23 protein-coding genes are annotated in these 26,400 nt (G+C 56.8%); 18 read left to right on the top strand and 5 right to left on the bottom strand.

Annotated features, from left to right (window positions below; genetic code table 11):
• Positions 1-27: 27 nt before the first annotated feature.
• Genes Q8L50_RS15315 through dapB form a run of 7 tightly spaced genes read left to right on the top strand, consistent with a single transcriptional unit; the run spans position 28 to position 7,054 of the window.
• On the top strand, positions 28-2,256 hold the full coding sequence (locus tag Q8L50_RS15315) for a TonB-dependent receptor (RefSeq protein WP_305349496.1): 2,229 nt from the start codon (positions 28-30) through the stop codon (positions 2,254-2,256).
• Between the two features lie 9 nt (positions 2,257-2,265).
• Positions 2,266-2,874, top strand: coding sequence for a hypothetical protein (locus Q8L50_RS15310; RefSeq protein WP_305349495.1), 609 nt, complete (start codon positions 2,266-2,268; stop codon positions 2,872-2,874).
• A gap of 12 nt (positions 2,875-2,886) precedes the next feature.
• Positions 2,887-3,267: a hemerythrin domain-containing protein gene (locus Q8L50_RS18965; protein ID WP_370869816.1), complete on the top strand. Its 381-nt coding sequence runs from the start codon at positions 2,887-2,889 to the stop codon at positions 3,265-3,267.
• 52 nt (positions 3,268-3,319) lie between these two features.
• Positions 3,320-4,192, top strand: coding sequence for an NAD kinase (locus tag Q8L50_RS15300; protein ID WP_305349493.1), 873 nt, complete (start codon positions 3,320-3,322; stop codon positions 4,190-4,192).
• Positions 4,193-5,854 (top strand): DNA repair protein RecN, encoded by a 1,662-nt coding sequence (gene recN, locus Q8L50_RS15295; protein WP_305349492.1) that lies wholly within the window; start codon positions 4,193-4,195, stop codon positions 5,852-5,854.
• Positions 5,855-5,898: 44 nt separating this feature from the next.
• Entirely contained in the window at positions 5,899-6,237 is a 339-nt protein-coding gene (locus Q8L50_RS15290; RefSeq protein WP_305349491.1) for an outer membrane protein assembly factor BamE, read from the top strand.
• A 10-nt stretch (positions 6,238-6,247) separates the two neighbouring features.
• A complete protein-coding gene (gene dapB / locus Q8L50_RS15285) occupies positions 6,248-7,054 on the top strand; it encodes a 4-hydroxy-tetrahydrodipicolinate reductase (RefSeq protein ID WP_305349490.1) in 807 nt (268 codons plus the stop codon).
• A gap of 377 nt (positions 7,055-7,431) precedes the next feature.
• Here the strand turns inward: dapB and Q8L50_RS15280 are convergent, their stop codons facing one another.
• On the bottom strand, positions 7,432-7,587 hold the full coding sequence (locus Q8L50_RS15280; protein WP_305349489.1) for a hypothetical protein: 156 nt from the start codon (positions 7,585-7,587) through the stop codon (positions 7,432-7,434).
• Between the two features lie 262 nt (positions 7,588-7,849).
• Between Q8L50_RS15280 and Q8L50_RS15275 the strand changes: the two genes are divergently transcribed.
• The 7 genes from Q8L50_RS15275 (at position 7,850) to Q8L50_RS15240 (ending at position 16,153) form a co-directional block, all read left to right on the top strand.
• Entirely contained in the window at positions 7,850-8,407 is a 558-nt protein-coding gene (locus Q8L50_RS15275) for a cytochrome C oxidase subunit II (protein WP_305349488.1), read from the top strand.
• A 6-nt stretch (positions 8,408-8,413) separates the two neighbouring features.
• Positions 8,414-10,120, top strand: coding sequence for a cbb3-type cytochrome c oxidase subunit I (locus tag Q8L50_RS15270; protein ID WP_305349487.1), 1,707 nt, complete (start codon positions 8,414-8,416; stop codon positions 10,118-10,120).
• 134 nt (positions 10,121-10,254) lie between these two features.
• Positions 10,255-11,223: a heme o synthase gene (cyoE, locus tag Q8L50_RS15265; protein ID WP_305349507.1), complete on the top strand. Its 969-nt coding sequence runs from the start codon at positions 10,255-10,257 to the stop codon at positions 11,221-11,223.
• 157 nt (positions 11,224-11,380) lie between these two features.
• Positions 11,381-12,232, top strand: coding sequence for an SCO family protein (locus tag Q8L50_RS15260; protein ID WP_305349486.1), 852 nt, complete (start codon positions 11,381-11,383; stop codon positions 12,230-12,232).
• 46 nt (positions 12,233-12,278) lie between these two features.
• Entirely contained in the window at positions 12,279-14,216 is a 1,938-nt protein-coding gene (locus tag Q8L50_RS18960; RefSeq protein WP_370869815.1) for an FAD-binding oxidoreductase, read from the top strand.
• Positions 14,209-14,730, top strand: a complete 522-nt coding sequence (locus tag Q8L50_RS15245) for a hypothetical protein (protein WP_305349485.1) — start codon at positions 14,209-14,211, stop codon at positions 14,728-14,730. The genes Q8L50_RS18960 and Q8L50_RS15245 overlap by 8 nt, the downstream gene beginning before the upstream one ends.
• 55 nt (positions 14,731-14,785) lie before the next feature.
• Positions 14,786-16,153, top strand: coding sequence for a cbb3-type cytochrome c oxidase subunit I (locus Q8L50_RS15240; protein ID WP_305349484.1), 1,368 nt, complete (start codon positions 14,786-14,788; stop codon positions 16,151-16,153).
• A gap of 76 nt (positions 16,154-16,229) precedes the next feature.
• On the opposite strand, the gene Q8L50_RS15235 is transcribed toward Q8L50_RS15240, so the two are convergent.
• Positions 16,230-16,424: a hypothetical protein gene (locus Q8L50_RS15235; RefSeq protein ID WP_305349483.1), complete on the bottom strand. Its 195-nt coding sequence runs from the start codon at positions 16,422-16,424 to the stop codon at positions 16,230-16,232.
• Positions 16,425-16,460: 36 nt separating this feature from the next.
• Between Q8L50_RS15235 and Q8L50_RS15230 the strand changes: the two genes are divergently transcribed.
• Entirely contained in the window at positions 16,461-18,071 is a 1,611-nt protein-coding gene (locus tag Q8L50_RS15230; RefSeq protein ID WP_305349482.1) for a cytochrome b N-terminal domain-containing protein, read from the top strand.
• Here the strand turns inward: Q8L50_RS15230 and mfd are convergent.
• On the bottom strand, positions 18,063-21,500 hold the full coding sequence (gene mfd / locus Q8L50_RS15225; protein WP_305349481.1) for a transcription-repair coupling factor: 3,438 nt from the start codon (positions 21,498-21,500) through the stop codon (positions 18,063-18,065). The genes Q8L50_RS15230 and mfd overlap by 9 nt on opposite strands.
• A gap of 116 nt (positions 21,501-21,616) precedes the next feature.
• Between mfd and ispD the strand changes: the two genes are divergently transcribed.
• Together ispD and ispF are read left to right on the top strand one after the other, a co-directional pair.
• Positions 21,617-22,441 (top strand): 2-C-methyl-D-erythritol 4-phosphate cytidylyltransferase, encoded by an 825-nt coding sequence (gene ispD, locus Q8L50_RS15220; protein WP_305349480.1) that lies wholly within the window; start codon positions 21,617-21,619, stop codon positions 22,439-22,441.
• Complete coding sequence (gene ispF, locus Q8L50_RS15215; RefSeq protein ID WP_305349479.1) at positions 22,428-22,928, top strand: 2-C-methyl-D-erythritol 2,4-cyclodiphosphate synthase; 501 nt, start codon at positions 22,428-22,430, stop codon at positions 22,926-22,928. The genes ispD and ispF overlap by 14 nt, the downstream gene beginning before the upstream one ends.
• A 158-nt stretch (positions 22,929-23,086) precedes the next feature.
• Here ispF and Q8L50_RS15210 read toward each other — a convergent pair whose 3' ends face one another.
• Together Q8L50_RS15210 and ompR are read right to left on the bottom strand one after the other, a co-directional pair.
• The gene (locus Q8L50_RS15210) at positions 23,087-24,484 is read right to left on the bottom strand and encodes a sensor histidine kinase (RefSeq protein ID WP_305349478.1); all 1,398 of its coding nucleotides are present in this window, start codon (positions 24,482-24,484) and stop codon (positions 23,087-23,089) included.
• 84 nt (positions 24,485-24,568) lie between these two features.
• Entirely contained in the window at positions 24,569-25,306 is a 738-nt protein-coding gene (gene ompR / locus Q8L50_RS15205; RefSeq protein WP_305349477.1) for a two-component system response regulator OmpR, read from the bottom strand.
• A 306-nt stretch (positions 25,307-25,612) separates the two neighbouring features.
• Between ompR and Q8L50_RS15200 the strand changes: the two genes are divergently transcribed.
• Complete coding sequence (locus Q8L50_RS15200; protein WP_370869814.1) at positions 25,613-26,341, top strand: SIMPL domain-containing protein; 729 nt, start codon at positions 25,613-25,615, stop codon at positions 26,339-26,341.
• Positions 26,342-26,400 lie beyond the last annotated feature (59 nt).

The raw sequence follows: 26,400 nt of genomic DNA, 5'->3' as shown, positions 1-26,400 counted from the left end.
CAGCTTCGCAAAAAAGGGAGAGAGATAATGAGAATTCAGTCAAACAACGGGCTGTTGTTATTGGCGTTGGGCTGTATTTGTAGTCTGGTTAATACGGCGGGCGCAGCAGAAAACGGAGAGGTCGTGGAACTGGACGAGGTAGTGGTGACGGCAACCCGGACCAGCGCTACGCTCTCCGATGCGCCTGCCGCAGTAACGGTAGTCAATGCGAAAAGTATTGAAACAAAAAACGCTTCGCGCCTCGGTGATGTGCTGGATCAGGTGCCCAGCCTTTATATGCGCGGTGGTGCGCTCGGACAGTCGCAGGGCACCATAGGAACGAGTGGCATGTCGTTGCGTGGAATTGACCAGACCAGAACGCTCATTTTGCTTGACGGTCAGCCCATACAGGATGCTGGTTCCGGAAAAGTAAACTGGCGAGTTCCGTTTGTCGAGGATATTGCCCGCATTGAAGTCGTACCCGGTGCGTTTTCTTCGCTGTATGGCAGCAATGCCATCGGTGGCGTAGTCAACATCATTACCAAGCAACCTGACCAGCGCGAGTTCACGGCCAAGATCAAAAAGGGCTGGAGCGATGCCAGCGGTGAGGATGCCAGTATTTATTTTCGCGACAAGATGGATAACGGGCTGGGAATCGTTGCCGGGTTCGGTTACCAGAGCCGGGATAGTTATATAAATGATTTTGTTGTCGTCAATAGGCCGACTGTTGCTGCTGGAACGGTGGTGACAGGCGCACAGGCAGCAACCCTGACACCGGGGACTACGGCCTATATCGTGGGCGACAAAGGGGCTGCACCATGGCGGCAGATCAATGCGACAACCAAGATTTCTTATGACCTGCCTGATATGGGGAAGTTGTTTGGCGGCATCACCTACAGCGAAACCGATTTAGGTTATACGATGTTCAATACCTATTTGCGGAACGCAATTACTGATGCTCCGGTATTCAATAATCCGATTATTGGCGGACAAAAATTTTCGCTGCGAGAATCCAATTTTGTGAACAACTCTCCCTTGTATGAATCGACTGTAAGGTATTTTGCCGGGTTTGAGGGGACGGTCGGGAGTGGCTATTTGTTGAAGATTGACCTAGCGCAGATCGAGCGCCAGTATAGATTTGTCAACACAAATACGACTTCTACATGGGGAGCGGGTGCGGGAACACAGACGAATGCGCCCAATAGCGGAACGGATGGAACCGTTCAATTGAGTTTTCCGGTCGGGGGCAGGCACTTTATTGTCAGCGGCGTTTCATTGCACGACGAGAAAGTTGACGGCATAACTTACGCACTTTCGAACTGGCGCGATCCAGCTACGCGAACCGGCACAACCGATGGTTATAGTGGCGATTCAACCACGGCTTCGCTGTTCGCACAGGATGAAATCAGCATGGCCGACAAACTTAAGGTGTATATCGGCGGGCGTCTTGATCATTGGCAGACCAAGGGCAGCTATTACGAAAGCACTACGCCTTCAGCCATTACTTACGCATCACGTAGCGATTCATCATTTAATTCCAAGCTGTCGGCAGTTTATCAGGTAGCAGATGCAGTCACCCTGCGGGCATCGTACGGGCAATCTTTCCGTGCGCCAACCAATAACGACTTATATGGCTATGCGAACCTTTTCGGCATTACCAGCATTGGTGACCCCAATCTGAAGCCGGAGCACGGTGAAACATGGGAGATCGGGGGGGGGTGGCGTGTGTCGGATAAACTCAAGGCCAATGCCAGTTATTACCAGACTACCCTCAAAGACCTAATCACTAATTTTCGTTTGAGTAACTTTCCCATTGTGTCGAAGCGTATCAATGCGGGGAAAGCAAAAATCAACGGTGTCGAGTTGGCGGCAGAAGCCGAGTTGACGAACTGGTTGACGCTTAACGCCAGCTACGCATACATAAGTTCTGAGATGCTCGAAAATAATATAGACGCTTTAAGCGTGGGCAAGCGGTTAATCGATTCGCCAAAAAATATTATCAATATGGGTATTACCGCTCAGCAGGGTCTCTGGACAGGCATGTTGAACGCCACTTATTCCAGCAAGGTTTTTTCTACCGCACAAAACACCGATACGGCGGAAGGCGTGCCGGGCAGTTATGATGCGCATACCATGGTGAATGCCAAGCTTGGTTATGCATTTTCCAAAATGGTAAAAGGAACACTTGCAGTCAATAACATGCTGGATAAAAAGGTCTATTCATATTTTCTGCTGCCGGGTCGCAATGTCACAGCCGAACTGGTTTTTTCTTTGTGAGATCGTCAAATGAGCTATCCGAAATTTTTTGACGCGGTACCCAGGATCAGCCTGTATGACCCATTGGCCGAATTCCTTGGCGCGACGCAAGGCGGGATTCTGCAATATGGATATTTCGATGCGGTGCGGCTGGCCGGACATTCCTGTCCAACGGTCGCGTCGGCCTATTGGGCGACCTATAAGGCGCTGGATTTTCTTTATCCGGATGCAACCCCGGTGCGCGGTGATATCCGTGTGGAATTCAGGCAGGAGAGCGCAAGTGGTGTGACAGGCGTCATTGCGAATGTCGTGAGTATGCTGACCGGCGCCATGTCGGAAAACGGTTTCAAGGGACTAGCCGGACGTTTTGACCGGCGGCGCTTGCTGTTCTTCGCGGTGGACATGCCCGGAGAGATGCGTTTTACCCGGCGGGATACGAATCAGGCGGTGCATGTTGCTGCCCATTTGCAGCATGTGCCGGGTTCCCCGCGCGTATCCGAGCTGATGGCAAATTGCCTGGCGGATACGGCAACCGGGGATGAGGTTGCCGAGTTTCGGCAGTTGTGGCAGGAACGGGTGCGCCGCATCCTGCTGGAATATGGCGATGACCCGCAGGTTTTTGTGGTGACGCCGGCTTGATTGGCGCCTGACATGAAAAGAAGTGCGGTCTTGCAGCCTTTATCGCGGGAGCATCACACCGCGCTCACTCTGGCGAAGGCATGTGAGCGGGCTGCGCAATCGCGTGATGAAGGTTTGGTGGCTAAAGCCTGCCAGCGCGCAATCCGGGCGTTCTCCGATGAACTGGAGCCGCACTTTCAGGTCGAGGAACAGTCGTTGCTGCCGCTTCTGCTCAGCGCGGAAACCCGGCCGCTTGCGCAGCGCACCATGGCGGAACACCAACAGTTGCGGGCGCTGCTTGATGAATTGCGGCGGAATGACGCTGAAGCGCTGGGCAGCTTTGGCAAGTGCCTGACAGCCCATGTGAGATTCGAGGAAAGAGAGCTTTTCCCGGTAATTGAACCCCTGCTTTAACTGCATGTCGTCGGCTTTGTCATTGCATGGGTGATGTGGTTTAATCGCGTCCATGAAATTCCCCTTCCAGAACGTCGCGTTGATCGGCAAACACAAGGCTCCGGAAATTGCCGGGCCGTTGTTGAGTCTGGCCGCGTTTTTGTCGTCCAGGGGGTTGAGCGTGGTGGTGGACAGCCTGACCGCCGAGCAGCTCAAGGACAGCCCCTATCCGGCGATGAGCCTGAACGAAATGGCCAATGTAGTGGATCTGGCTATAGTGATCGGCGGCGATGGCACCATGCTGAATATCGCGCGTACCCTGTCGCCTCATCAGATACCGCTGGTTGGCGTGAATCAGGGCAGGCTGGGTTTTCTCACCGACCTCACATTGGAGAACATGCAGGACAGCATGGAGGCGATGCTGGACGGCAAGTTCGTCACCGAGCAGCGTCTGTTATTGTCGGCGCGTGTGTTGCGCAATAACGTTGAAATATCCAGCGGGTTGGCCTTTAATGAAGTGGTCGTGCATCGCAGCAATATCAGCAGCATGATCGAATTCGAGGTGCGCATCGACGGTGAGTACTTATACAATCAGCGCGCAGATGGGCTGATCGTTTCCTCGCCCACCGGCTCGACGGCTTACGCGCTGTCGGCGGGCGGGCCGATTCTGCACCCCAGTCTGGATGTGCTGGAACTGGTGCCGGTGTGTCCGCACACCCTGAGCAACCGCCCCATCGTGGTGAAGAGCAGCTCCGTGCTGGAGATACTGATGCACCGCACCAGCGATATCCATGTGCGCTATGACAGCCACACCAGTTGTGACTTGCAGTTGCACGACAAGATCATCGTCACGCGCCACCCCGAGCCTGCCTGCCTGCTGCATCCGGTGGGACACAGCTACTATCATACGTTGCGCGAGAAGCTGCTCTGGAACCAGACACTGTAAATGCTGAAATTCCTGAGCGTCCGCGATTTCGTCATCGTTTCCTCGCTTGAGCTGGATTTTTCCTCCGGTTTTACCGCGCTGACCGGCGAGACCGGGGCGGGCAAATCCATTTTGATCGGTGCGTTGTCGTTGGCGCTTGGCGAGCGTGGTGACGCCGCGATGGTGCGCAACGGTTGCGAGCGCGCCGAGATCGCCGCTGAATTCGACATTGCGGCGTTGCCGCATTTGCAAACATGGCTGGCAGAGCAGGACCTGGCAGGCGATGAAGATGTGTGCCTGTTGCGCCGCGTGCTGGATGCAGGCGGGCGTTCGCGCGGCTTTATCAACGGGCGCAGTGCCACCTTGCAGCAGTTGCGCGAAGCGGGCGAACAGTTGCTGGATATTCATGGCCAGCACGCGCATCAATCGTTGCTTCGCCCCGATATGCAACGCATGTTGCTGGACGGTTATGCGGGGATGATGAAGGAGGCGGGGAACGTCGCTACGCTGTACCGCGACTGGCAGGCATTACATCGCCGCCGCATCAGTCTGAGCGAGAATGTCGAGGCTGTGGCAGCCGAGCGCGAGCTGTTGCAGTTTCAGCGCGACGAGTTGCACGGTCTGAGCTTCAATGCGGCGGAATGGGACGAGACGCAGGCAGATCATGCGCGACTCGCGCATGCCGCGAGCCTGCTGGAGACCGCCGCGTTCGGCATCGAAATTTTGGGCGAATCAGACACCGCCTGTCTGGCACAACTCAACGCGCTGACGGCGCGGCTGCGCGACGGTATGGCGCATGATGCAAGCCTGGGCAATACCTTGCAGATGCTGGAAAGCGCGCAGGCCGAGTTGCAGGAGGCGGTGTACGCGCTGCGTCATTATCAGCAGCGCTTGGACAATGACCCGCAGCGTATGCACGAGTTGGAGCAGCGTATCCAGAGCGTGATGGATGCCGCGCGCAAATACCGCGTCGCACCCGAACATCTGGACGAGGCGCTGCAGCGTATCGAGTCGCGTCTGGCGGAGCTGGGTGGCGATGCCGATCTCGCCGAACTGGCGCGGCAGGAGCAAGCCGCACAGCACAGCTATCTGGAGGCGGCGCAGAAGCTGAGCGCCGGGCGTAAACGGGCAGCCGGCAAACTGGCGCGCGAGATTACCGCCGCGATGCAGACGCTGGCGATGCAGGGCGGCAGCTTTGCCGTGGCATTGCCGCCGTTGGCTGAAGGCAATGCCTGCGGCCTGGAAACCGTCGAGTTTCAGGTTGCCGCGAACCCTGGTGTGCCGGCGCGCAGCCTGGCCAGGGTTGCTTCCGGCGGCGAGCTGTCGCGCATCAGTCTGGCGATACAGGTTGCCACCAGCCGGATTGCCAGCGTACCGACACTGATTTTCGACGAAGTGGACAGCGGCATCGGCGGGCGCGTGGCGGAAATTGTCGGGCGTTTGCTCAAGCAATTGGGCAGGGACTATCAAGTGTTGTGCGTCACACATTTGCCGCAAGTCGCGGCAGCGGCCGATCATCAGTGGCAGGTAAATAAAGTGGTGGAAAATGGCGTCACATTGAGCCGCATTGCCGTGTTGGACAATGAGCAACGCATTGAGGAAGTCGCCCGTATGCTGGGCGGGGTGAAGCTTACTGAAACTACGCGCAAACATGCGGCAGAGATGTTGGGCATGGCCGCTTGAGGTATCATGCGGCGTTAATTGAAGATTGAAGTGACGAGATGATTATGCGTATCAAACTGATTCTGCTCTCCATGCTGCTGGCTTCATGCGGCTACCTTTCCTCGCCGGTGCTGTCGCCATACAAAATGGACATCCGCCAGGGCAACTATGTTACGCCGGAAATGCGCGACAAGCTCAAGATCGGCATGTCCAGGCAGCAGGTGCGTTATGTGCTGGGCACGCCGATGGTCAGTGACGCCTTTCACGGCGATCGCTGGGACTATGTATATCTCCTGGAGCAGCACGGCAAGTTGGTCGAAAAGCAACGGCTGACGCTCTATTTTGAAGGCGACAAACTGGTGCGCATGGATGATGGCGGACAGCCCGGGCAGACTGCAGAATAAAGGATTCAATATGAACAAAATCAAGATTGCTATTGCCGGCAGCAGCGGACGCATGGGGCGTGCGTTGCTGGAATGTGTGATGCAGGCCGATGATCTGGTGTTGCATGCCGCGCTGGAGCATGGCGGCAGCGCACTGCTTGGTAAAGATGCCGGAGAATTGTGTGGCACGGCTTGCGGCGTAAAAATCAGCGCGGATGTGGCTGCGGCCTTGCAGGGCGCTGATGTGCTGATTGATTTCACCCGCCCCGAAGGCACGCTGCTTCACCTCGATATCTGCCGCAGGCTGGGTGTGGGTATGGTGGTTGGCACCACCGGCCTGAGTGCGCAACAAAAGGCGCAGCTTGGTGCAGCGGCGCAGGACATCGGTATTGTGTTCGCGCCCAACATGAGTGTCGGTGTGAACCTGGTTTTCAAGTTGCTGGAAACCGCTTCGCGCGTGCTGGCGCATGGCTATGACATCGAGATCATTGAGGCGCACCACCGCCACAAAGTGGATGCGCCGTCCGGCACTGCATTGGGCATGGGCGAGGTCATTGCGCGTACCTTGGGACGCGATCTGACGCAATGCGCGGTGTATGGGCGGGAAGGCGTAACCGGGGAGCGTGATCCTTCCACCATCGGCTTTGCCACTGTGCGCGGCGGTGACATCGTCGGTGACCATACCGTGCTTTATGCAGGGCTTGGCGAGCGAATTGAAATTACCCATAAAGCCAGCAGTCGCGCGACTTTTGCGCTGGGCGCACTGCGTGCCGCGCGCTTCCTGAGAGAACAGCCGGCTGGTATGTATGACATGCAGGATGCGCTGGGCCTGAAATAGTCGGAGCTGCTGCGCACAGCGTCAATTCGTATCACTCAAGAAGCACAATGGGCTGGAAAGCTGCATCTGCATTTCCGGAAATACCGCTATCGACGCTCATTACACGCTAAATTTATTGAGTTTTTGATTGGGTGGCTATGGGCGCAGGTGGCCAAGAGAGAGGCTGCAAAAAATACCCGATTAAAATACTTGCAATTTATACTTGACAGGTTTTGTCAGTCGGAACAAAATCTCGAAACGCGTCAAATTGTCGCAGGGGACAATTGCATTAAATGCAAACAAATAATAACGCATCGGGAGGCTATCCAATGGAATCATCCAAGACTGGGAGTACGCCAGTTTCTTTCGTGCAGCAAATACTGCGCAACAATATGCTGCTATTGACCGTCCTGATAGGTATCAGCGCTGCGGCTTATTTTGGTATCGGCCTTTTCATGCTGCTCCGGCATTAAACGTTTCCCGAAGTTCTGCGGGCTGCCTTGAAACGGCAGCTTGGGCGGCAGTGTGTGGAAAAAAGAAAAACGAAGTCGCAAGGTTGTTTTATTTTGTGTCAACTGTCTATGGCGTTAGCCATCAATTGTTAAGGGAGGAATGAACGATGTCAGAGTCAAATCCAAATGGTGTAAACCCTCATTTCATGCAAAAAGCATTGGATAACCAGTGGTTAATGTTGGCGTTGGCTGTATTGGTGCCCTTGGTGCTTTATACGCTATGGGGATTGTGGGACATAATGAACGTGCCGCCGGCTCCGTAATAACGCCGCACTCGATATAATTAACAGGGAGAAATATAGCTATGGGAACTTCTTATACCCCCCCAACAAATCCGGACTGGTGGCGTGAACCCATCGAACGCAGCGAGATCGTATGGATTGTGCTCGCATTTTCGTGGTGTGTTTTCATGTTTGTCTGGATGATCGGCTGGCATTTTGTCGGGCCGCAGAACATGAGTAACGAAACTTACAAAACCACCCCCGAGGCGTTTGCCCAAAAAGTGGACGACATGACAGCCAAGTACGCTATCCGCAAGGATGATGCGACCGGCGAGGATGTGGTGGCCCCGCCGCCCGGTAGTGATGTTTATCTGGCTGCCATGCAATGGCAATACCGTCCTATTCTTGAGCTGAAAAAAGGGGAAAAATATCGTTTGCATATCTCTTCCTATGACGTGGGGCATGGGTTCTCGTTGTTGCCGGAAAACATCAACTTTCAGGTTTACCCCGGCTACGAGCAGGTTACCACCATCACTCCCAATAAAACCGGCACTTTTGCCATAGCATGCGGCGAATACTGCGGTGGTGGTGGTGCTATCGGCCATCATTCGATGCTGGGCAGAATTTACGTAAAGGAGTAGGAAATAATGGCGACGACAATGTCTGATTTTCGTGTTGACCCGGTTTCCGGCCTGAAGATTCACAGAACGGCCAATACGCTGGTCAAGTGGAATGCGTTTGCGGCAGTGGTGTTTTTGCTGGTTGGCGGGCTGTTTGGTATCGGGGTGGCGCTTACGCGCATGCCGAGTGTGCAATTGCTTAGCCCGGAGCTGTTTTACATGGCGCTGACGGCGCACGGCTTGGTCAATCTGGCGGTGTGGATCATTTTCTTTGAAATGGCTGCATTGTATTTTCTGGGTGCACATGTGCTGGGTAGCCGGTTAGCGACACCGCGTTTTGCCTGGGCGCAATTCTGGCTCATGCTCGTCGGTGCGGCTCTGGTTGCAGTGGCCGTGTTGCAAGGCGGTTCCAGCGTGATGATGACCTCATACCCGCCACTGCAGGCAGCACCGCATTTTTACCTGGGTCTGATCCTGTTTGCCGTGGGTGCACTGATCGGCTGTTTTGTGTTTCTCGGCACACTGGTGATTGCCAAAAGGGAGAAAACCTATAGCGGGTCGCTTCCGCTGGTAGTGTTTGGCGGCGTGACGGCTACCGTGATTGCCGTTTTCACCATCGTTTCCGGCGCACTGATCCTGATCCCGACTTTCTTCTGGTCGATCGGGCTGATCAGCCATATTGATCCGATGATGTACCGGGTTATCTGGTGGGGCTTCGGCCATTCTTCGCAGCAAATCAACGTGGCGACCCACATTACCATCTGGTATCTCATCGCATCGCTGGTATTCGGCGCCAAGCCGATGTCCGAGAAGGTGAGCCGTGGTGCATTCCTGCTGTATATCCTGTTCCTGCAACTGGGCTCAGCGCACCACCTGTTGTCCGACCCGGGATTGTCTTCTACATGGAAGATACTCAACACCAGCTACATGATCTACCTTGCCGTATTGGCCAGTATGATCCACGGGTTGACCGTTCCCGGCTCCATTGAAGTTGCTCAACGCAGGAAGGGATTGGATACAGGTTTGTTTACTTGGCTGCGCAAGGCACCCTGGGGGAACCCGGTGTTCTCGGGCATGTTCCTGTCGCTGGTCGGTTTCGGCTTTATCGGGGGTATTTCCGGCGTGGTAATGAGCGTGGAACAAATCAACATGGTTATCCACAATACCGCATATCTGCCGGGCCACTTCCATGGCACGCTTGTGGCTGGCACCACCATGGCGTTCATGGCGGTGACTTACTGGCTGATTCCAGTGGTATTTCAGCGTAAGATCGTGCTGGCCGGAATGGCAAAATGGCAACCCTACATCTTTAGTCTCGGCGCTTGGGTTTTCTCGATTGCCCTGATGGGTGCGGGTACTTTGGGTGTGCAACGCCGTCATGCGGACATCACTTTTGCCGGTCAACCGTTGGCTTATGAATATCCTGAAATTGCCAAGGGCTTGATGGATATCGGTGAAATATTCGGTATGGTCATGGCGGTCGGCGCGATCATGTTCATCGCGGTCGTGCTGGCATCCATTTTTACCGGTGAGCGTATTGCGGAGGATTCCGCACCTTGGCCAAAAGTGGAAGATGCCGACGTTGTGGCCGAAAGGACAGGGAAGAAGCATATCGGTATGTGGGGCATGGAAGCGCCGGGTACTTTTGTGCTGGCCATGATTCTGTTCGTGACGCTCGTGCTGTACTACTTCGTGAACTTCAAGTACCTGTCTACGGTGTGGGGCTTGTCTTAAAGCAATAAGATGACGGGGGGATGCCTTGCGGCATTCTTCCCCTGATTCCTTGCAGGAAACTGAAATCCAGTTAGGGGGAGACCTCTAACCTAAGCTTGGTAGTGTGCGTACAGGAGAGCAATTGATTGTGGCGGGTGGCAATACCGGCACGGCTTAGGTTAGAAGTATTCAGCAGCAAGAAATCCAGAAAAACCAACCAATCCTTTCTCGATGACGAAAAAGGAATAAATACGGATACCGTGACTATGGTCAGTCAATTTATTAATCTCTTCAAGTTACGCATAGGTGTGGTGATTACGCTGGCTGCGCTGGGTGGCATGGCAATTACCCCGGGGCAGGCATTGACGAGCTGGCAAATTCTGGTTCTGTCGTTGACGGTTATGCTGGCCTCTGCGGCTGCGGGAGCCTTTAACCAATACTTCGAGCGCGACATCGACGCAAAAATGACGCGTACCCAGAATCGGCCTTTCGTAAACGGTTTTTTTCAGCATAGTCGCAAGTGGTTGGTGATAATCGGGTTAATGCTCGGGCTTGCAGTCATATCTGCCGCATTCGCATTCAACGCGATGACGGCGTTGAACATCTTTCTCGGTGCGTTTACCTATGCGATTGTTTATACGGCCTGGTTGAAACGGCGTACTTGGCTGAATATCGTATTTGGCGGACTGGCGGGAAGTTTTGCCGTGCTGGCGGGTGCGGCGGCAGTTGATCCTTCATTTGGCCCGCTTCCCGGCTTGCTGGCATTGGTATTGTTTTTGTGGACGCCTCCCCATTTCTGGAGCCTGGCAATCGTCATTCGCGATCAATATGCGGCGGCGGGGATACCCATGCTGCCGGTGGTAAAAGGCGACAAGAAAGCGGCACGCATTATTTTGGGGCACACCATTCTTCTGGTGCTGGTTTCCCTGTTGCCGGCATTTTACGGTTTAGGATGGATTTATCTCACCGGCGCCTTGTTGGGAGGAGCTTACTTCTTGGTTAAAAGCGTGCAACTGCTGCGCAATCCGACAAAGCAGACGGCAATGGCCAATTTTGTTGCTTCACTGGTGCAGTTCAGCGTGTTGATGATAGCGTTGATGCTGGAAGTAAATTTCGGCGCCTGATTTCCTCTTCATGGCATGCAAAACCCGTCCGGCAGTTGTGCAGACGGGTTTTTTATTTCGCCACCCCTCAAAGAGTATATTAGCCAAACATAATTTAGCTTGCGTTTTTGATATATCATATTAAAATGGTCGGGTATTTTTAGGGGATGTGCGAATCATGCGTCATTATTTGTTACCGCTAAGTTTTGCAGCTTTGGTTTTCGCTGCATTGCCTTCCCTGGCGCAGCCGGAGGAATCAGCGCCTCAAATTTTTGATGAAAGGGAAGTGCTGCGAATAAGCCAGGCCGCAGTGGGCAACCAGCTTGGTGACTACGCATTCCTGGACAGAAGCGGTCGTACCGTGCGCCTATCCGATTACCGGGGGAAGCCACTGGTTATCAGCATGATTTATACGCATTGCCCCTTCATCTGCGCTACCACAACACGCAGCTTGAGCGCGCTCAAATTTTCCCAGGACGCGCTGGGAGCGGACAGCTTTGGTGTGTTGACGGTTGGTTTCGATACGGAAAATGACACGCCTGATGCAATGGATGATTTTGCCAAACGTATGGACATCGACCTGACCAACTGGGAATTTGTCAGTTCGGATGCAGAAACAATCAGGAAGCTGAGCAGTGATTTAGGGTTTGTCTTTTATCCAACCGACGAAGGCGGCTTTAACCATATAACCCAAACAACCTTTGTTGACGCGAAAGGAAAGGTTTACCGCCAGATTTACGGAGATCAATTTGGCAACAAGACGCTGCTCGAACCGCTGAAGGATATGATTTACAACGTCCAGTCGGCAGCACCGGGGCTTGAAGGTCTTTCGAACAGGGTGCGGCTCTTTTGCACGGATTACGACCCCACGACAGGAAAGTACGAAGTAAATTACAGTATCTTCTATGCAATCGCATGGGGAATCTTTATCTCATTGCTCATTGCCTGGTGGATCGTGCATGAATACCGTCGCAGTCCTAAGCGGACTTATCCAAAACAAAATGGCATGAACAACACTGATGCTCTTTAGCGGTTTGATATTAACCCGTTGACTGAAGCTATTTTCAGAGATATCCATGATTAAATTATTACAACAACTCGGCCAAGCCATTTTTTTGCGTCTGGAAAGCGCCCTCAATCGTATTTTCGGAACAGTGCTGAACCCGTTTTATTCCCTGGGAGCGATTACCTATTTGATGTTCTGGATCGTTGTTGTCAGCGGCTTTTACATCTACATTTTTTACGATACCGGGGTGGAAGACGCGTTCGGCTCGGTGGAATACATCACTCACGAACAATGGTATCTGGCCGGCATCATGCGCAGCCTGCACCGTTACGCTTCCGACGGGATGATTCTGTTTGGCGTATTACACATGGTGCGCAACTTTGTCTTTGACCGATACCGGAACTTCCGGTGGTTTTCATGGGCTACGGGCGTCGCGTTGTTGTGGCTGGTTTACATCGCCGGCATAAACGGTTACTGGCTGGTCTGGGATGGCCTGGCGCAATTTCTTGCCGTGGCAAGTGCGGAATGGCTGGATTTTTTGCCGGTTTTCAGCGCTCCGCTGGCGCGCAATTTTCTGGAGTCCGGCAGTGTCAGCGATCGCTTCTTCTCGCTGCTTTCATTGGTCCACATCGGCGTTCCGCTGGGCATTTTCGGACTGATCTGGATTCATACCCAGCGCGTTCCAGAGGCCAGGACATCTCCACCAAGGGCGCTTTCAATTGGGCTGGTGCTGGCCATGATCGTCCTTGCACTGATTCATCCGGCATTGAGCCAGGGGCATTCCGACCTGAATTCTGCCCCGTTTGTTCTGAATATGGACTGGTTCTATTTATGGACATATCCCCTGCTCTATTCCTGGGGGGCGGGCAAGTTGTGGGCACTTTCGGGTGGTGTTACTGCTTTCGTTTTGTTGTTGCCGTTTCTGGGACGAAGCAGAAAGGGCAAGGGGGAATATGAAATCAACACCGTGCCCTGCGGACACAAATTGACTGCCAGAGAGGGTGAAACCGTGCTCGAAGCCGGGTTGCGCCAGGGGTTGAATTTGCCCTATGTATGCCGTGACGGCGCCTGCGGCGTTTGCAAAGGCAGGATACTGAAAGGCACGGTTGATTACGGCACTTACCAGGAAGGTGTGCTTACCGAAGCAGAGAAAACGGAGGGCAAGGCGCTGTTTTGTTGTGCCAAACCGTTATCCGATCTGGACATAGAATGTCACGAGGTCGACAAGTTGAGGCAATTCCCGATCAAGACCCTGCCGTTCCGCGTGCAAAAAATGGAACAGGCGGCGCCCGATGTGATGTTGCTTGAATTGCTGCCGGAGGGAGACGAGCGCATGAATTTTGTGGCCGGCCAATATGTCGCCGTGCAACTGGAAGACGGCATCAAACGCAGTTATTCTATTGCCAACCCACCGCATGAGACGGAACATTTGCAGCTGCACATTCGTCTGGTGGAAGGCGGCAAATTCACCGGCCATGTATTTAACGGGATGAAAGAAGGCGATGTGCTGCAAGTGGAAGGGCCTTATGGCAATTTCTTCCTGCGCGAAGAAGATGATAAACCCATTATTTTCATGTCGGGAGGGTGTGGTTTCGGTGCCATCAAGGGCATGGTGGAGCATGCCTTCAAGGTTGGGTTGAATCGTCCCATGACGTTATACTGGGGCGCCAAGTCGCCCGCCGACCTGTACTCGGATTTGCCGGAAAAATGGCAACAGGAACATGATAATTTCAAATTCATACCGGTGTTGTCCGAGCCTAAGCCGGAGTATGGCTGGCAGGGCAGAACCGGGCTGGTTCATGAGGCCATTCTGCAGGACCATGAAAGACTGGATGAATATCAGACATATGCCTGCGGTTCGCCGGAGATGGTCGAGGCGAGTCGTGCACCATTCATGGCCAGAGGATTGCCCGAAGACCAGTATTTTTCTGACGCATTTACAGTTGCTCGCTACAACGCTCCGGTTGCGCAAGCATCAGTATCCTCTGAGGGGGTGACGCATGATTAAGCCATTGCAATATATAGGCCAAGGGTTGTTTTACGCGCTGTTCTTTGGGGTGATCGGCTATTTTTCTACCTGGCCGACATATACCTATATGCAACCTGATGAAACCTTGATCAAGCTGAGCTTTGGACATGCCGGCCAGCTTAAAGAGGCGTGCCGGGAGCGTACCCCGGAAGAGATTGCCAAGCTGCCGATGTATCAGCGCAAAGTGACTACAGTGTGCCCGAGCCGTGAGCGTGCCGATGTGGTAGTCGAACTGGAAATGGACGGAAAACAGCTTTACCACGTGGTGTTGAAGCCAACCGGATTTTCGCACAGCGGCAATTCCAATATTTACCGGCGTATTCCGGTGAAGGCTGGTGTTCATACCCTGAAGGCGCGCCTGAAAGATCACATTGGCGATGAATTCAACTTCATGCATGAGGAAACAGTTAATCTGGCTCCGGGGCGCATCATGGTGATTGATTTCAAGGCAGCGACCGGCGGATTTATTTTCAAAAACAAGAATGCAACCTGAAAATAACGAATGAGTCTGGTATATCAACAAGCAGATATTTGGAGAGGGTGGGGACGTGACTGCAGAAGATAAACAAAAAAATGAATTTACGCTTTCCATGCCAGCGGAGGGTGGCCGCAAGCTGGCTTCCGGCTGGTTGTGGTTGGGCATTGCATCGCTGGTGGGCGCCGGGCTGTTCGCCATTCTTCTGGTGCTGTCGCGCACGCCTTATGTTCAGGATATTTTCCCATGGGTTGATTTTTTCCATACCGCGCTGGTCGTGCATGTGGACCTGTCAGTGCTGCTGTGGTTCATGGCATTCGCCGGTGTATTGTGGAGCCTGAATTCATCCTCCAGATTCATTGGGGTCGGCTGGCTGGCGCTGGTGCTGGCTACCGTGGGCGCCACCATGATTGCCTTATCCCCCTTCATCGCTGCCGGCAAACCATTGATGAGCAATTATGTGCCGGTCATTCAAAGCACCTTCTTTTTTACCGGCTTGATTGTTTTTGCCATTGGCGTGGCTGTGCTGGTGTTGCGCAGCCTGATAGCGGTACCCTCTGCCGATCTGTGGCGGGGCGGCGAAGGTTCGATACGCATCGGTTTTTATGCCGCGGCCATCTCCACGGTGTTTGCTCTGATGGCCTTCGGCTGGTCGTATGACATCATCCCGGATGTCTTTGACAGCACGCAATACTACGACCTGCTGTTCTGGGGCGGTGGCCATGTGCTGCAATTCACCTATGCGCTGCTGATGCTGGCCGGCTGGCTATGGCTGGCCAGTGGTTGCGGCGCAACTGTTCCGCTGACACCGCGGGTAGCTTCGGCCATTCTCATGCTGGGATTGCTGCCGGTATTTGTTACGCCGGTTATTTATCTGTTCTTTGCCGGCGATATGGGCGCCTATATGGAGCAATTTACCCAGCTGATGAAGGTTGGCGGGGCATTCGCACCGGTGCCATTGGGGCTGGCGGTTCTTTATGGATGCCTGACAACAACAGGGACTGCACAGACGAACCCGCAGCGCGCGGCGTTGCTTTCGTCAATCGTTCTGTTCGCCATCGGTGGCGGGATAAGTTTGATGATCGGCGACAGCAACACGATCATTACCGCGCATTATCATGGAACCGGCGGGGCGATCAGCCTGGCCTTCATGGGACTGACTCTGCATCTGCTGCCACAACTCGGCTATCGTGAGCCCGATCTGAAGTGGGCCGCGCCGATGCCCTACGTCTATGCCGCGGGACAACTGATGCATATCTTCGGCCTGATGTGGTCCGGCGGGTATGGCGTGCAACGCAAGGTTGCCGGAGCCGCGCAGGAGCTGCACGGTTTTGCGCAGACTGCCGGTATGGGATTGATGGGTCTGGGCGGGCTGATCGCCGTTGTTGGCGGGATAATGTTCCTGGTCGTGGTTTTTAAAGCCATGCGTCGCCCGGTGTAGGGCCTATTCACAGGATTCCGGCATCGAATCAAACCACGGATGGATGCCTGGTCTGGCGAGCCAATGGTTTTTCAGTTTACCCGGCGGCGAGCAGCAGGAATTTGGTGAAGCTGAATGAAAGAAATGCCAGCGTCAGAATGATCAAAAAGAAAATGATATTGCGGTTTTTGAAGCGCTCTCCGCGTGAAACTTCCACGCGGTTAAGTATCCAGTCGGACACGAAATAGAGACCGATGCCCATCAGCGTGTAAACAATAATTTCCAATCTCATTCCCCATTCAATGTGTTATAGCCCAACCATTATATTATGCCGTCGCATCCCAAGTGCGATGAAATTAACCGGTTATTTCCGGGCGTATCGCAGGCGGCAAAAGGGTTCGAATTGACTGCTTCTGGTCCCGCCGAATCGCTCGCACGCAGGACGCTGCTCCGGTTTGAGGGCGTGCTGAACAAAATCTTTGGCAATGACCTCAACCCCTTCTATTATCTGGGCGCACTGGGATTCTATTTCTTCTGGGTCGTTGTCGTCAGCGGCCTTTATATTTATGCCTTCTACGATACCGGGGTGGAGGACGCCTTCGCCTCCGTGGAATATATAACCCGCGAACAATGGTATCTGGGCGGCATCATGCGCAGCCTGCACCGCTATGCTTCCGATGCGCTGGTGGTGGTGATGATGCTGCACCTGTTGCGCGAATTCATTCTGGGACGCTATCGCGGCGCGCGCTGGTTTGCGTGGTTTACCGGCGTGCCGCTGATCTGGCTGTTACTCGCCGCCGGCATCAACGGCTACTGGATGGTGTGGGACAAGCTGGCCCAATATTCTGCGGTAACCATTCTCGAATGGTTTGACTGGCTGCCGATATTCAGCTCGCCGATGGCGGGTTATTTTATTTCCGCCGACACGCTGGATAATCGTTTCTTCACATTGATGTCGTTCTTTCATGTGACCGTTCCGTTGTTCATCCTGTTTTTATTCTGGGTGCATATCATGCGCATCAGCTACCCCGTGGTTAATCCGAGGCGCGGGTTGGTGTGGGGGATGCTGCTGGCAATGCTGGTTCTGTCACTGGTCAGTCCGGCACTGAGTCAGGGACCGGCAGATCTGGGCATTGAACCCGGCAGCGTCGGGATTGACTGGTTTTATCTGTTTATCAGCCCGCTGCTGGATAAATGGTCGGCCGGGCAGGTATGGACGCTGGTCATCGGGGTCACTTTGCTGCTTGGCATACTGCCTTGGTTGCCAACCCGGTTCAGGCAGATACCCATTGCCGAAGTAAACCTCAAGGATTGCAACGGCTGCCGACGTTGCGTCGCCGACTGCCCCTACGAGGCGGTGGTGATGCGGCCGCGCAGCGACGGCTTGCCTTTCCAGGAGCAGGCGGTGGTGATCCCGGATCGCTGTGTCAGTTGCGGCATCTGTGCGGGGGCATGTCCCTCCTCGACCCCGTTCAGGGGCGAAGCCGATTACGTAAGCGGAATAGAAATGCCCTCCCTGCCGATGCACGGGCTGCGCGCCGCAATGACAGCCGATCTGGCAAAGCTGCAGGGCGATGCGCGGGTCATGGTTTTCGGCTGTGATAACGCGGCAGATATCGGGAAATTGCGCAGCGCAGGCGTGGCCGTCATGAGCCTGCCCTGCACCGCCATGTTGCCGCCCTCCTTTATCGAATATGCGCTGCATGAGCGTCAGGTCGACGGCGTATTCATTACCGGCTGCCGCGAGAGCGACTGCTACCATCGCATGGGGGGAGTATGGACAGCACAGCGTCTGGCAAGAGAGCGGGAGCCGCGCCTGCGCGGTCGCGCCGAGCTGGAGCGAATCCGGCTGTTCTGGGCGTCTTCTGCCGACTTCAGCGAATTGGCTTCCGAGCTGGAGTCGTTCCGCGCCAGCCTGCGTGGTGGCAGATTAAATTAACTCCTTGAAAAACTGCACGACCGCCAACACGCGCTGCTTCAAATCTCCGTATTTCAACTCAATGCGCAACTTGTCCTGTCCCGCCATTTTGATATGCCGCTTGCTCTGAAGGAGCGTGATGATCTTCATTGGATCGATCGGCGGGTTCGGCACAAATTGAATCACGATAGCTTCGCCGGACGCATCCAGTTTGCTGATGCCGATCGGTTTGGCAAGGATGCGCAGGCGGTGACAGTCGAACAGCGCTTGCGTCGGATCGGGCAGCAGACCGAAGCGGTCGATGAGTTCCTGCTGCATTTCTTCCAGTTCTTCCAGCGATGCACAGTTGGCGAGGCGCTTGTAGATGACCAGACGCTGGTGGATGTCGCCGCAGTAGTCGTCCGGCAGCAGCGCCGGCGTATGCAGGTTGATCTCGGTGGTCACACCCAGCGGATGCGCCATGTCCGGCTCCTTGCCTTGCCGTAGCGAGGTGATGGCGGCGGAGAGCATGTCGTTGTACAGACTGAAACCGATCTCCTGCATCTCGCCGCTCTGCGATTCGCCCAGCACTTCGCCCGCCCCGCGTATCTCCAAGTCGTGCATCGCGAGGTAGAAGCCGCTGCCAAGTTGTTCCATCGCCTGGATCGCTTCGAGGCGTTTCTTCGCCTGTGCGGCGAGCCCATCCATGCTGTCCACCAACAGGTAGGCATAGGCCTGGTGGTGCGAACGCCCGACACGGCCGCGCAACTGGTGCAACTGCGCGAGGCCGAAGCGGTCGGCGCGGTTGATGAGGATGGTGTTGGCGGTCGGCACGTCGATGCCGGTCTCGATGATGGTGGAGCACAGCAGCACGTTGAAACGCTGGTGGGTGAAGTCGCGCATCACCGCTTCCAGATCGCGTTCGTTCATCTGGCCGTGCGCCACGCGGATGCGCGCTTCCGGCAGCAGCGCGGTGAGCTTCTCCGCCATGTTGGCGATGGTGTCCACCTCGTTGTGCAGGAAGTACACTTGCCCGCCACGTTTGAGTTCGCGCAGCACGGCTTCGCGGATCACGCCCTGGCTGTAGTTGCTGACGAAGGTCTTGATGGCCAGGCGACGCTGCGGCGCGGTGGCGATCACGCTCAGATCGCGCAGGCCTTCGAGCGCCATGCCCAGCGTGCGCGGGATCGGCGTGGCCGTGAGCGTGAGCACATCGACTTCGGCGCGCAGCGCCTTCATCTGCTCCTTGTGGCGCACGCCGAAGCGGTGCTCCTCGTCGATGATGAGGAGGCCGAGGTCCTTGAACTTCACGCTCTCGCTGAGCAGCTTGTGTGTGCCGACCACGATGTCGACCGAGCCATCGGCCAGGCCCTTGGCCGCTGCGTTGATTTCCTTGGTGGAGCGGAAGCGGCTCATCTCGGCCACCTTGACCGGCCACTTGGCAAAACGGTCCACCAGCGTCTGGTAGTGCTGTTCGGCCAGCAGCGTGGTGGGCGCCAGCAGCGCCACCTGTTTGCCGCCTGTGATGGCGATGAAGGCGGCACGCAGCGCAACCTCGGTTTTGCCGAAGCCCACGTCGCCGCAGACCAGCCGGTCCATAGGGCGCGGGCTGATCATGTCCTGGATGACGGCATGGATGGCGGCGCGCTGGTCGGCGGTTTCCTCGAAACCGAAGTCGTTGGCAAAACTTTCATAGTCGTCGGGCGAATAGCGGAAAGCATGGCCTTCACGCGCGGCGCGGCGGGCGTAGATGTTGAGCAGTTCGGCCGCCGAGTCGCGGACCTGTTCGGCTGCCTTGCGTTTGGCTTTTTCCCACTGACCACTTCCCAGCCGGTGCAACGGCGCCTCGTCCGCGCTGACGCCGGTGTAGCGGCTGATTTGCTGCAACTGGCTGACCGGCACGTACAGTGTGGCGTCGTCGGCGTATTGCAGGTGCAAAAACTCGGTGATGCCCTGGCCCAGGTCCATGTTGACCAGGCCCTTGTAGCGGCCAATGCCGTGTGCGCTGTGCACCACCGGGTCACCGACATTGAGTTCGGACAGGTCCTTGATCAGCGCTTCGACATCGCTGACCTGCTCCTGCTTTTTGTTGCGCCGCCGCGTGACGACGCCTGCGGCAAACAATTCGGTTTCGGTGACGAAATCAATATCACCTTCCAGCCAGCTGAAGCCGGTGTTCAGCGCTGCCGTGGCAATGCCCAGCTTTTCATCGCTGGCCTGAAAATCTTCCAGCGAATCAAAGGCCGGCGGGCTCAGGCTGCTGGCCCGCAGGAAGTCCAGCAGGCTTTCGCGCCGGCCGTCGCTTTCAGCCAGCAGCAGTACGCGCTGCGGCGTATTGCGGATATGTGCTTTCAGCCGCGCCAGCGGATCTTCGGCGCCGCGCACCACCGACATCTCGCCGAGCTTCTGAAAATGCGCGTTATCCGCCACATCTTCGATCGCGGGGCGTATGGCCAGCTGTGGGTAATCGTTGGCGCGCGCATAAAACTGCTCAGTGCTCAGGAACAGCGATTCGGGCGGCAGCGCCGGCCGATCTGGCGCGTCTTTTACCAGCCGGTAGCGGTCCTTGGTGTCCTGCCAGAAACGCTGGAAGGCCGGCTCCAGATCGCCATGCAACACCACGGTGGCTTCGGCGCCGAGGTAGTCGAACACCGTCGCCGTGTCTTCAAAAAACAGCGGCAGGTAATACTCGATGCCGGCCGTGGCCACGCCGTTGCCGATGTCCTTGTAGATGCGGCTTTTGGTCGGGTCGCCCTCCAGCAGTTCGCGCCAGCGGCTCCTGAAGCGGGCGCGGGCATCGTCGTCCATCGGAAACTCGCGGCCTGGCAGCAGACGCACTTCAGGCACGGGGTAAAGGCTGCGCTGGCTGTCCGGGTCAAAGGTGCGTATCGAGTCGATCTCGTCGTCGAACAGGTCCACGCGGTAGGGCACGGCAGAACCCATGGGAAACAGGTCAATCAGGCCACCGCGCACTGCGTATTCGCCGGGGCCCACCACCTGCGTGACGTGGCTGTAGCCGGCCAGGGTCAGCTGGCTTTTGAGTTTGGCTTCGTCGAGTTTTTGCTTGACCTTGAAATGAAAGGTGTAGCCCGCCAGAAAGGCCGGCGGCGCCAGCCGGTACAGTGCGGTGGTGGCGGGAACGATCACCACATCAGCGCCACTGTCCTTGTCGCGCTGACTGATGCGCCACAGCGTGGCCAGCCGTTCGCTGATCAGGTCCTGATGCGGCGAAAAAGTGTCGTAGGGCAGGGTCTCCCAGTCGGGAAACAGTGCGCAGCGCAGCGCGGGCGCAAAAAAGGCCAGTTCGTCCAGCAGCCGTTGCGCGCTGGCCGCGTCGGCGGTGACGATGGCCGTCAGGCGCCCGGCCGATTTTTCCTTCAGGCCAAGCTTTGCCAGCAACAAGGCATCGGCCGAACCGGCGGGTTGGGGCAGGGTGTAGCGTTTGCCGGGCAGCAGTTTGGGTAAATCCATGAAGCAATCAGAAAATGTGGCGGTAATCGGCTTGACCAAAGGCAAACACCCCAAACCGGATGGAGTGGGGTGTGCGCCGCTTTTGCAGACCCGATTTTAGAATCTATGATGAAGGTATGACGCCCGTGTTTGAGAAATCCCTCGTTCCCCGTTTTTTTGCGCTGATTCCCTGCGCGGGCCAGGGCAGCAGGGCGGTGGCCGACCTGCCGGTCGGTGAGCCGGGTCAGTTGCCTCCCAAGCAGTACCAGCCGATTGCCGGGCTACCCATGGTTGAGCACACGCTCAACGCTTTTGCCCAGGTGGCGCGCATCAATTCATGCCTGGTGGTGGTGGCCCCGGGCGACAACTTTTTCAGCGCGCAGGCCGATGCGGGCTACCAGGTTGTGCCCTGTGGCGGCGCAAGCCGCGCGGTCAGTGTGCTCAATGGGCTGGAGCAACTGGCCGTCAGTGGCGGCGAGCCCGATGACTGGGTTCTGGTGCACGATGCCGCACGCTGCCTGATCACCCCGGCCCTGATCAACAGCCTGATTGATATCTGCCAGAGCGATCCGGTGGGTGGCCTGCTGGCCCAGCCGCTGCCCGACACGCTCAAACAGGCTCAGGACGGCCGCGTGCTGGCCACGCTGGACCGATCCGACAAGTGGCTGGCGCAAACCCCGCAGATGTTTCGCCTGGGGGCTTTGATGCAGGCGCTGAAAATGGCGCTGAATCTGGGCGATACCGTCACCGATGAGGCCAGCGCGATGGAGGCTTTCGGGCTGAGCCCCCGGCTGGTGCGCGGCAGCGCCCACAATTTCAAGGTGACCTGGCCCGAAGATTTTTTGCTGGCCGAAGCGCTGATCAAAAGTCGCAAAAAACCGCCAGCGCGCAAAGCAGCCGCTGCCAAAAAACCGGCAAAGGCCGCTGACCCTGACAAACCCCCTTCAAATGAACCCCTCTGAAACCTCCGCAACACCTTCATGGCGCATAGGGGAGGGCTGGGACTGCCACGCCCTGGTGCCGGGGCGCCCGCTCATCATCGGTGGTGTCTCCGTGCCCCACACAGCAGGCCTGCTCGGTCATTCCGATGCCGATGTGTTGATTCACGCCATCATTGACGCGCTGCTGGGTGCAGCCGGGCTGGGCGATATTGGCGGGCATTTCCCGGACACCGATGCGCGCTTCAAAGGGGCTGACTCGGTTGTGCTGCTGCGCGAGACAGCCCGCCTGCTGGCAGAGCGCGGGCTGCGCATCGGCAACATCGACAGCACCGTGATCGCCCAGGCGCCCAAGCTGGCCAGCCATATTCCAGCCATGCGGCAGTGCCTGGCAGATGCGCTGGCGCTGGACGTCTCACGCGTCAACGTCAAAGCCAAAACCGCCGAGAAACTGGGCCCGGTAGGCCAGGGCCTGAGCATGGAAGCGCGCGCCGTGGCGCTATTGTTTTAGGAGCTGAATGCGCCCGTCGGGTAAGGGTTGGAGAGCTATTCAAGATGTAAACGCGGGCTTCAAACGAGGGAAGGCACATTTTCAAGCAGGGGCCGCAGGCGCAGCGCCCCCTCGTGAGGCAGAGAGCTACACGCAGTGAGCGAACGTGGGGGCTCTATTCACCCTCTCCTCAGCTTGATATGCGCCGCCAGCCCGCCTGAGCTGGTGTTTGCAAGCGCAAACACGCCCCCCATCCGGTGCAGCGTTCTTTCGACAATGGCCAGGCCAAGGCCGGCCCCGGTGGCAGCGGTACGGGCCGCATCGCCGCGAAAAAACGGCTTGGTGAGGTTGTTGAGCGTCTGGGGTGCGACGCCGGTGCCGTGGTCGCGCACCTTGATCAGCACCCACTGGTCGCGTTCCTTGGCTGCAATGTCAACGATGGCAATGCCGGTTTCCGGCGTCTTGCCGTAGCGCCTGGCGTTTTCCAGCAGATTGGCAATCACGCGGGACAGTTCCACCTCGTCGGCCAGCACGGTGATATGCCCGGGCAGGGTGACGTTCACGCGCATGTCGGTGTACTCGGCCACCGAATACACCGCCGCATCAATGATGGCGTTCAGCGAGACAGACGCCAGTTGCGGCGGGTCGGGTCGGGCGTAGTCGAGAAACTTGTCGATGATGGCGTCGAGCTGCGAGATGTCGGCGGCCATGTGGGCACGCGCCTCGGCATCAGCCACGCTCATTTCGGTTTCCAGGCGCAGGCGCGCCAGGGGCGTGCGCAGGTCGTGTGAAATGCCGGCCAGCATGATGACGCGGTCTTCCTCGATTTTGGAGAGTTGCTCGGCCATGCGGTTAAAGCCGATGTTGACCTCGCGGATTTCGCTGGTAGCCACCTGTTCGTCGAGCAGGCTGGCGTCAAAGTCGCCGTCGCGCATGCGGCTGGCCGCAAACGACAACTGCTTGAGCGGCCGGTTGATCAGCCGCGCAATCAGGGCTGCGCCAACCAGCGACAAAATCGCTGCGGTGATCAGCCAGATCAGCCAGGTGCCGCCCTGTAGCGGCCCCAGGCGCGACGGGTCGGTGAGCAGCCAGTAGGAGTCGCCGTCAATGTTGAAGCCGACCCACACGCCCGCCACCCCATTGACGGATTTGGCCACCACCGTGCCCTTGCCCATGCGCGAGGCGAGTTCGTCACCGATGCGCTCACCGAAGGGGTCGTTGACAAACAGCTGGTACTTGTCGCGCGGCTCGCGCGGGGAAATGCGCACGCCTTCTTCTTCGGCCAGGGTCTTGATGAGCCAGACCCGGGTGATCGAGTCGGAGTACTTGAGCGCCGCGCGGCTCAGGTTGACCAGCGAGGCGAGTTGCTTGGCGCTTTGCACCGCACGTGGCTCAAACTCCAGCGCCCTGAAGGTTTGCAGCCAGGCGATGATGCAGCCGACCAGCAGGACGGACAGGAATAAAAAAGTGCGCCAGAACAGGCTCAGCCCGACGCGTGGCCGCATTTCAAGCGGGGCGGGCGCAGTCTCCAGTGGAGCAGGGGCAGTTTCCAGAGTGGCGGCGCGGGTGGCTTGCATGCGGGGACGTCCTGAAAATCTGAATTAAGCCGTGGTAGAACTCGATTTCGCCCGGGGTCAGGCGTGTATGTTCAGGCAGGCGCCTCAGCTTGTCCCGTCCGGCACAAACACATAACCAATGCCCCATACGGTCTGAATGTAGCGCGGCGCCGCTGCGTCCACTTCAATCAGCTTGCGCAGGCGCGAAACCTGCACGTCCAGGCTTCGGTCAAAGGGCTCGAACTCGCGGCCTCGCGCCAGCTGGGCCAGTTTTTCGCGCGACAAGGGCTGGCGCGGATGGCGCACCAGGGTTTTGAGCATGGCAAATTCGCCGGTGGTCAGCGGCAGTTCGTCGCCGTTTTTTTGCAGGGTGCGCAAGCCCATGTCGAAGCTGAACGGGCCAAAGTTGACCACTTCCTGCTCGGCAGAAGGCGCACCGGGCACTTCCACGGCGGGGCGGCGGCGGAGCACCGCATGGATACGGGCCAGCAACTCGCGCGGATTGAAGGGCTTGGCCAGGTAGTCGTCGGCGCCAACTTCCAGGCCCACAATGCGGTCCACGTCTTCGCCCTTGGCGGTCAGCATGATGATGGGGGTGCGGTCGTTGGCTGCGCGCAGTCGGCGGCAAATCGACAGACCGTCCTCACCGGGCATCATCAGGTCCAGCACGATCAGATCAACCGCATCGCGCATCATGATGCGGTTCAGCGCCTTGCTGTCTTCGGCCAGGATGACTTCAAAGCCCTCCTGGGTCAGGTAGCGGCGCAGCAGGTCGCGTATGCGGGCATCGTCATCAACAATCAGGATCTTGTCGGCGCGGGATGTGTTGCTAGCTTGTGTCATAGGGCGATCGTAATTTGTAACAGAGCCAATTCTGAAGGCTAAAACTGCCGATTCGTCTTTTTCCGACTACTTTGACACACTGTTACAGAACTTGCAGTCGATTTTTGAACCGATAACAGGGCAATGCATGCCAATAAAGTAAATGCGACGCCTGATGACAGCAAATAGCGCCAATTGCTGACAGGCGTGTGCGGGGATTCCAGTAAGCTGATCTGCCTCGTGGCCACTCTTTCTCCCCCTTGCACGCCAGCGTGCACGATGTTCCCCAGCCATTTATCCCGTTTGAACCCCTCTGAAAGTTATTCCGTGAAAAAAACCACCCGATTCCTGGCGATCTGCGTTTTGCTGACGGGGGCGGCTGGCGCCAGCACGTCGCGGGCGCAGACCTTGCAGCCGGTCATGATGGCGCCGCAGCTGCAAAACATTGCCCAACTGTCGGCCAGCGCCACGGTGGAAGTCCAGCAAGACCTGTTGTCCATGGTGCTGAGCACCACGCGTGACGGCACCGATTCCGCGGTGGTACAAAACCAGCTCAAGCTCGCTCTCGAATCTGCCTTGGCCGAGGCCAAAAAAACCGCCCAGCCGGGGCTGATGGATGTGCGTACCGGCAACTTCAGCCTGTATCCGCGTTATGGCAAGGAAGGCAAGATCAACGGCTGGCAGGGCAGTACCGAGCTGGTGCTGGAGGGCCGTGATTTCCCGCGCATCACCGCGGCGGCCGGCAAGATACAGACACTCTCGCTGGGCAATGTGGGCTTTGCACTGAGCCGCGAGGAACGCGCCAGGGTTGAGGGGGATGCCCAGGCCCAGGCCATTGAGCGTTTCAAGACCAAGGCGGCTGACATTGCCAAAAGTTTCGGATTTGCCGGCTACACCCTGCGCGAGGTGTCCATCAATGCCAACGACCAGGGGCCGGTGCGCCCGCGCATGCAGGCCATGGAAGCCAAAGCCGCGATGTCGGATTCGTCCGTTCCGGTAGAGGCCGGCAAGGCCTCGGTGGTGGTTAATGTGTCTGGTTCGGTGCAGATGAAATAAAAAACAAACGTCTTTGAGGCCATGCGGGCACCCGGACAAGGGCATTTGCCTGACACCGC

This window comes from Polaromonas sp., from assembly GCF_030680935.1.
Lineage (GTDB): Bacteria > Pseudomonadota > Gammaproteobacteria > Burkholderiales > Burkholderiaceae_C > Polaromonas.
This window is presented reverse-complemented; position numbering and strand designations above follow the sequence as displayed.

Coding starts and splice junctions, on each gene's coding strand:
- Q8L50_RS15300 (WP_305349493.1), top strand. CDS start 3,320: ATGAAATTCCCCTTCCAGAACGTCGCGTTGATCGGCAAACACAAGGCT.
- recN (WP_305349492.1), top strand. CDS start 4,193: ATGCTGAAATTCCTGAGCGTCCGCGATTTCGTCATCGTTTCCTCGCTT.
- Q8L50_RS15315 (WP_305349496.1), top strand. CDS start 28: ATGAGAATTCAGTCAAACAACGGGCTGTTGTTATTGGCGTTGGGCTGT.
- mfd (WP_305349481.1), bottom strand. CDS start 21,500: ATGGATTTACCCAAACTGCTGCCCGGCAAACGCTACACCCTGCCCCAA.
- Q8L50_RS15210 (WP_305349478.1), bottom strand. CDS start 24,484: ATGCAAGCCACCCGCGCCGCCACTCTGGAAACTGCCCCTGCTCCACTG.
- Q8L50_RS18960 (WP_370869815.1), top strand. CDS start 12,279: ATGATTAAATTATTACAACAACTCGGCCAAGCCATTTTTTTGCGTCTG.
- Q8L50_RS15275 (WP_305349488.1), top strand. CDS start 7,850: ATGGGAACTTCTTATACCCCCCCAACAAATCCGGACTGGTGGCGTGAA.
- ompR (WP_305349477.1), bottom strand. CDS start 25,306: ATGACACAAGCTAGCAACACATCCCGCGCCGACAAGATCCTGATTGTT.
- ispF (WP_305349479.1), top strand. CDS start 22,428: ATGAACCCCTCTGAAACCTCCGCAACACCTTCATGGCGCATAGGGGAG.
- Q8L50_RS15260 (WP_305349486.1), top strand. CDS start 11,381: ATGCGTCATTATTTGTTACCGCTAAGTTTTGCAGCTTTGGTTTTCGCT.
- Q8L50_RS15245 (WP_305349485.1), top strand. CDS start 14,209: ATGATTAAGCCATTGCAATATATAGGCCAAGGGTTGTTTTACGCGCTG.
- Q8L50_RS15310 (WP_305349495.1), top strand. CDS start 2,266: ATGAGCTATCCGAAATTTTTTGACGCGGTACCCAGGATCAGCCTGTAT.
- ispD (WP_305349480.1), top strand. CDS start 21,617: ATGACGCCCGTGTTTGAGAAATCCCTCGTTCCCCGTTTTTTTGCGCTG.
- Q8L50_RS15290 (WP_305349491.1), top strand. CDS start 5,899: ATGCGTATCAAACTGATTCTGCTCTCCATGCTGCTGGCTTCATGCGGC.
- dapB (WP_305349490.1), top strand. CDS start 6,248: ATGAACAAAATCAAGATTGCTATTGCCGGCAGCAGCGGACGCATGGGG.
- Q8L50_RS18965 (WP_370869816.1), top strand. CDS start 2,887: ATGAAAAGAAGTGCGGTCTTGCAGCCTTTATCGCGGGAGCATCACACC.
- Q8L50_RS15270 (WP_305349487.1), top strand. CDS start 8,414: ATGGCGACGACAATGTCTGATTTTCGTGTTGACCCGGTTTCCGGCCTG.
- Q8L50_RS15230 (WP_305349482.1), top strand. CDS start 16,461: ATGCCGTCGCATCCCAAGTGCGATGAAATTAACCGGTTATTTCCGGGC.
- Q8L50_RS15235 (WP_305349483.1), bottom strand. CDS start 16,424: ATGAGATTGGAAATTATTGTTTACACGCTGATGGGCATCGGTCTCTAT.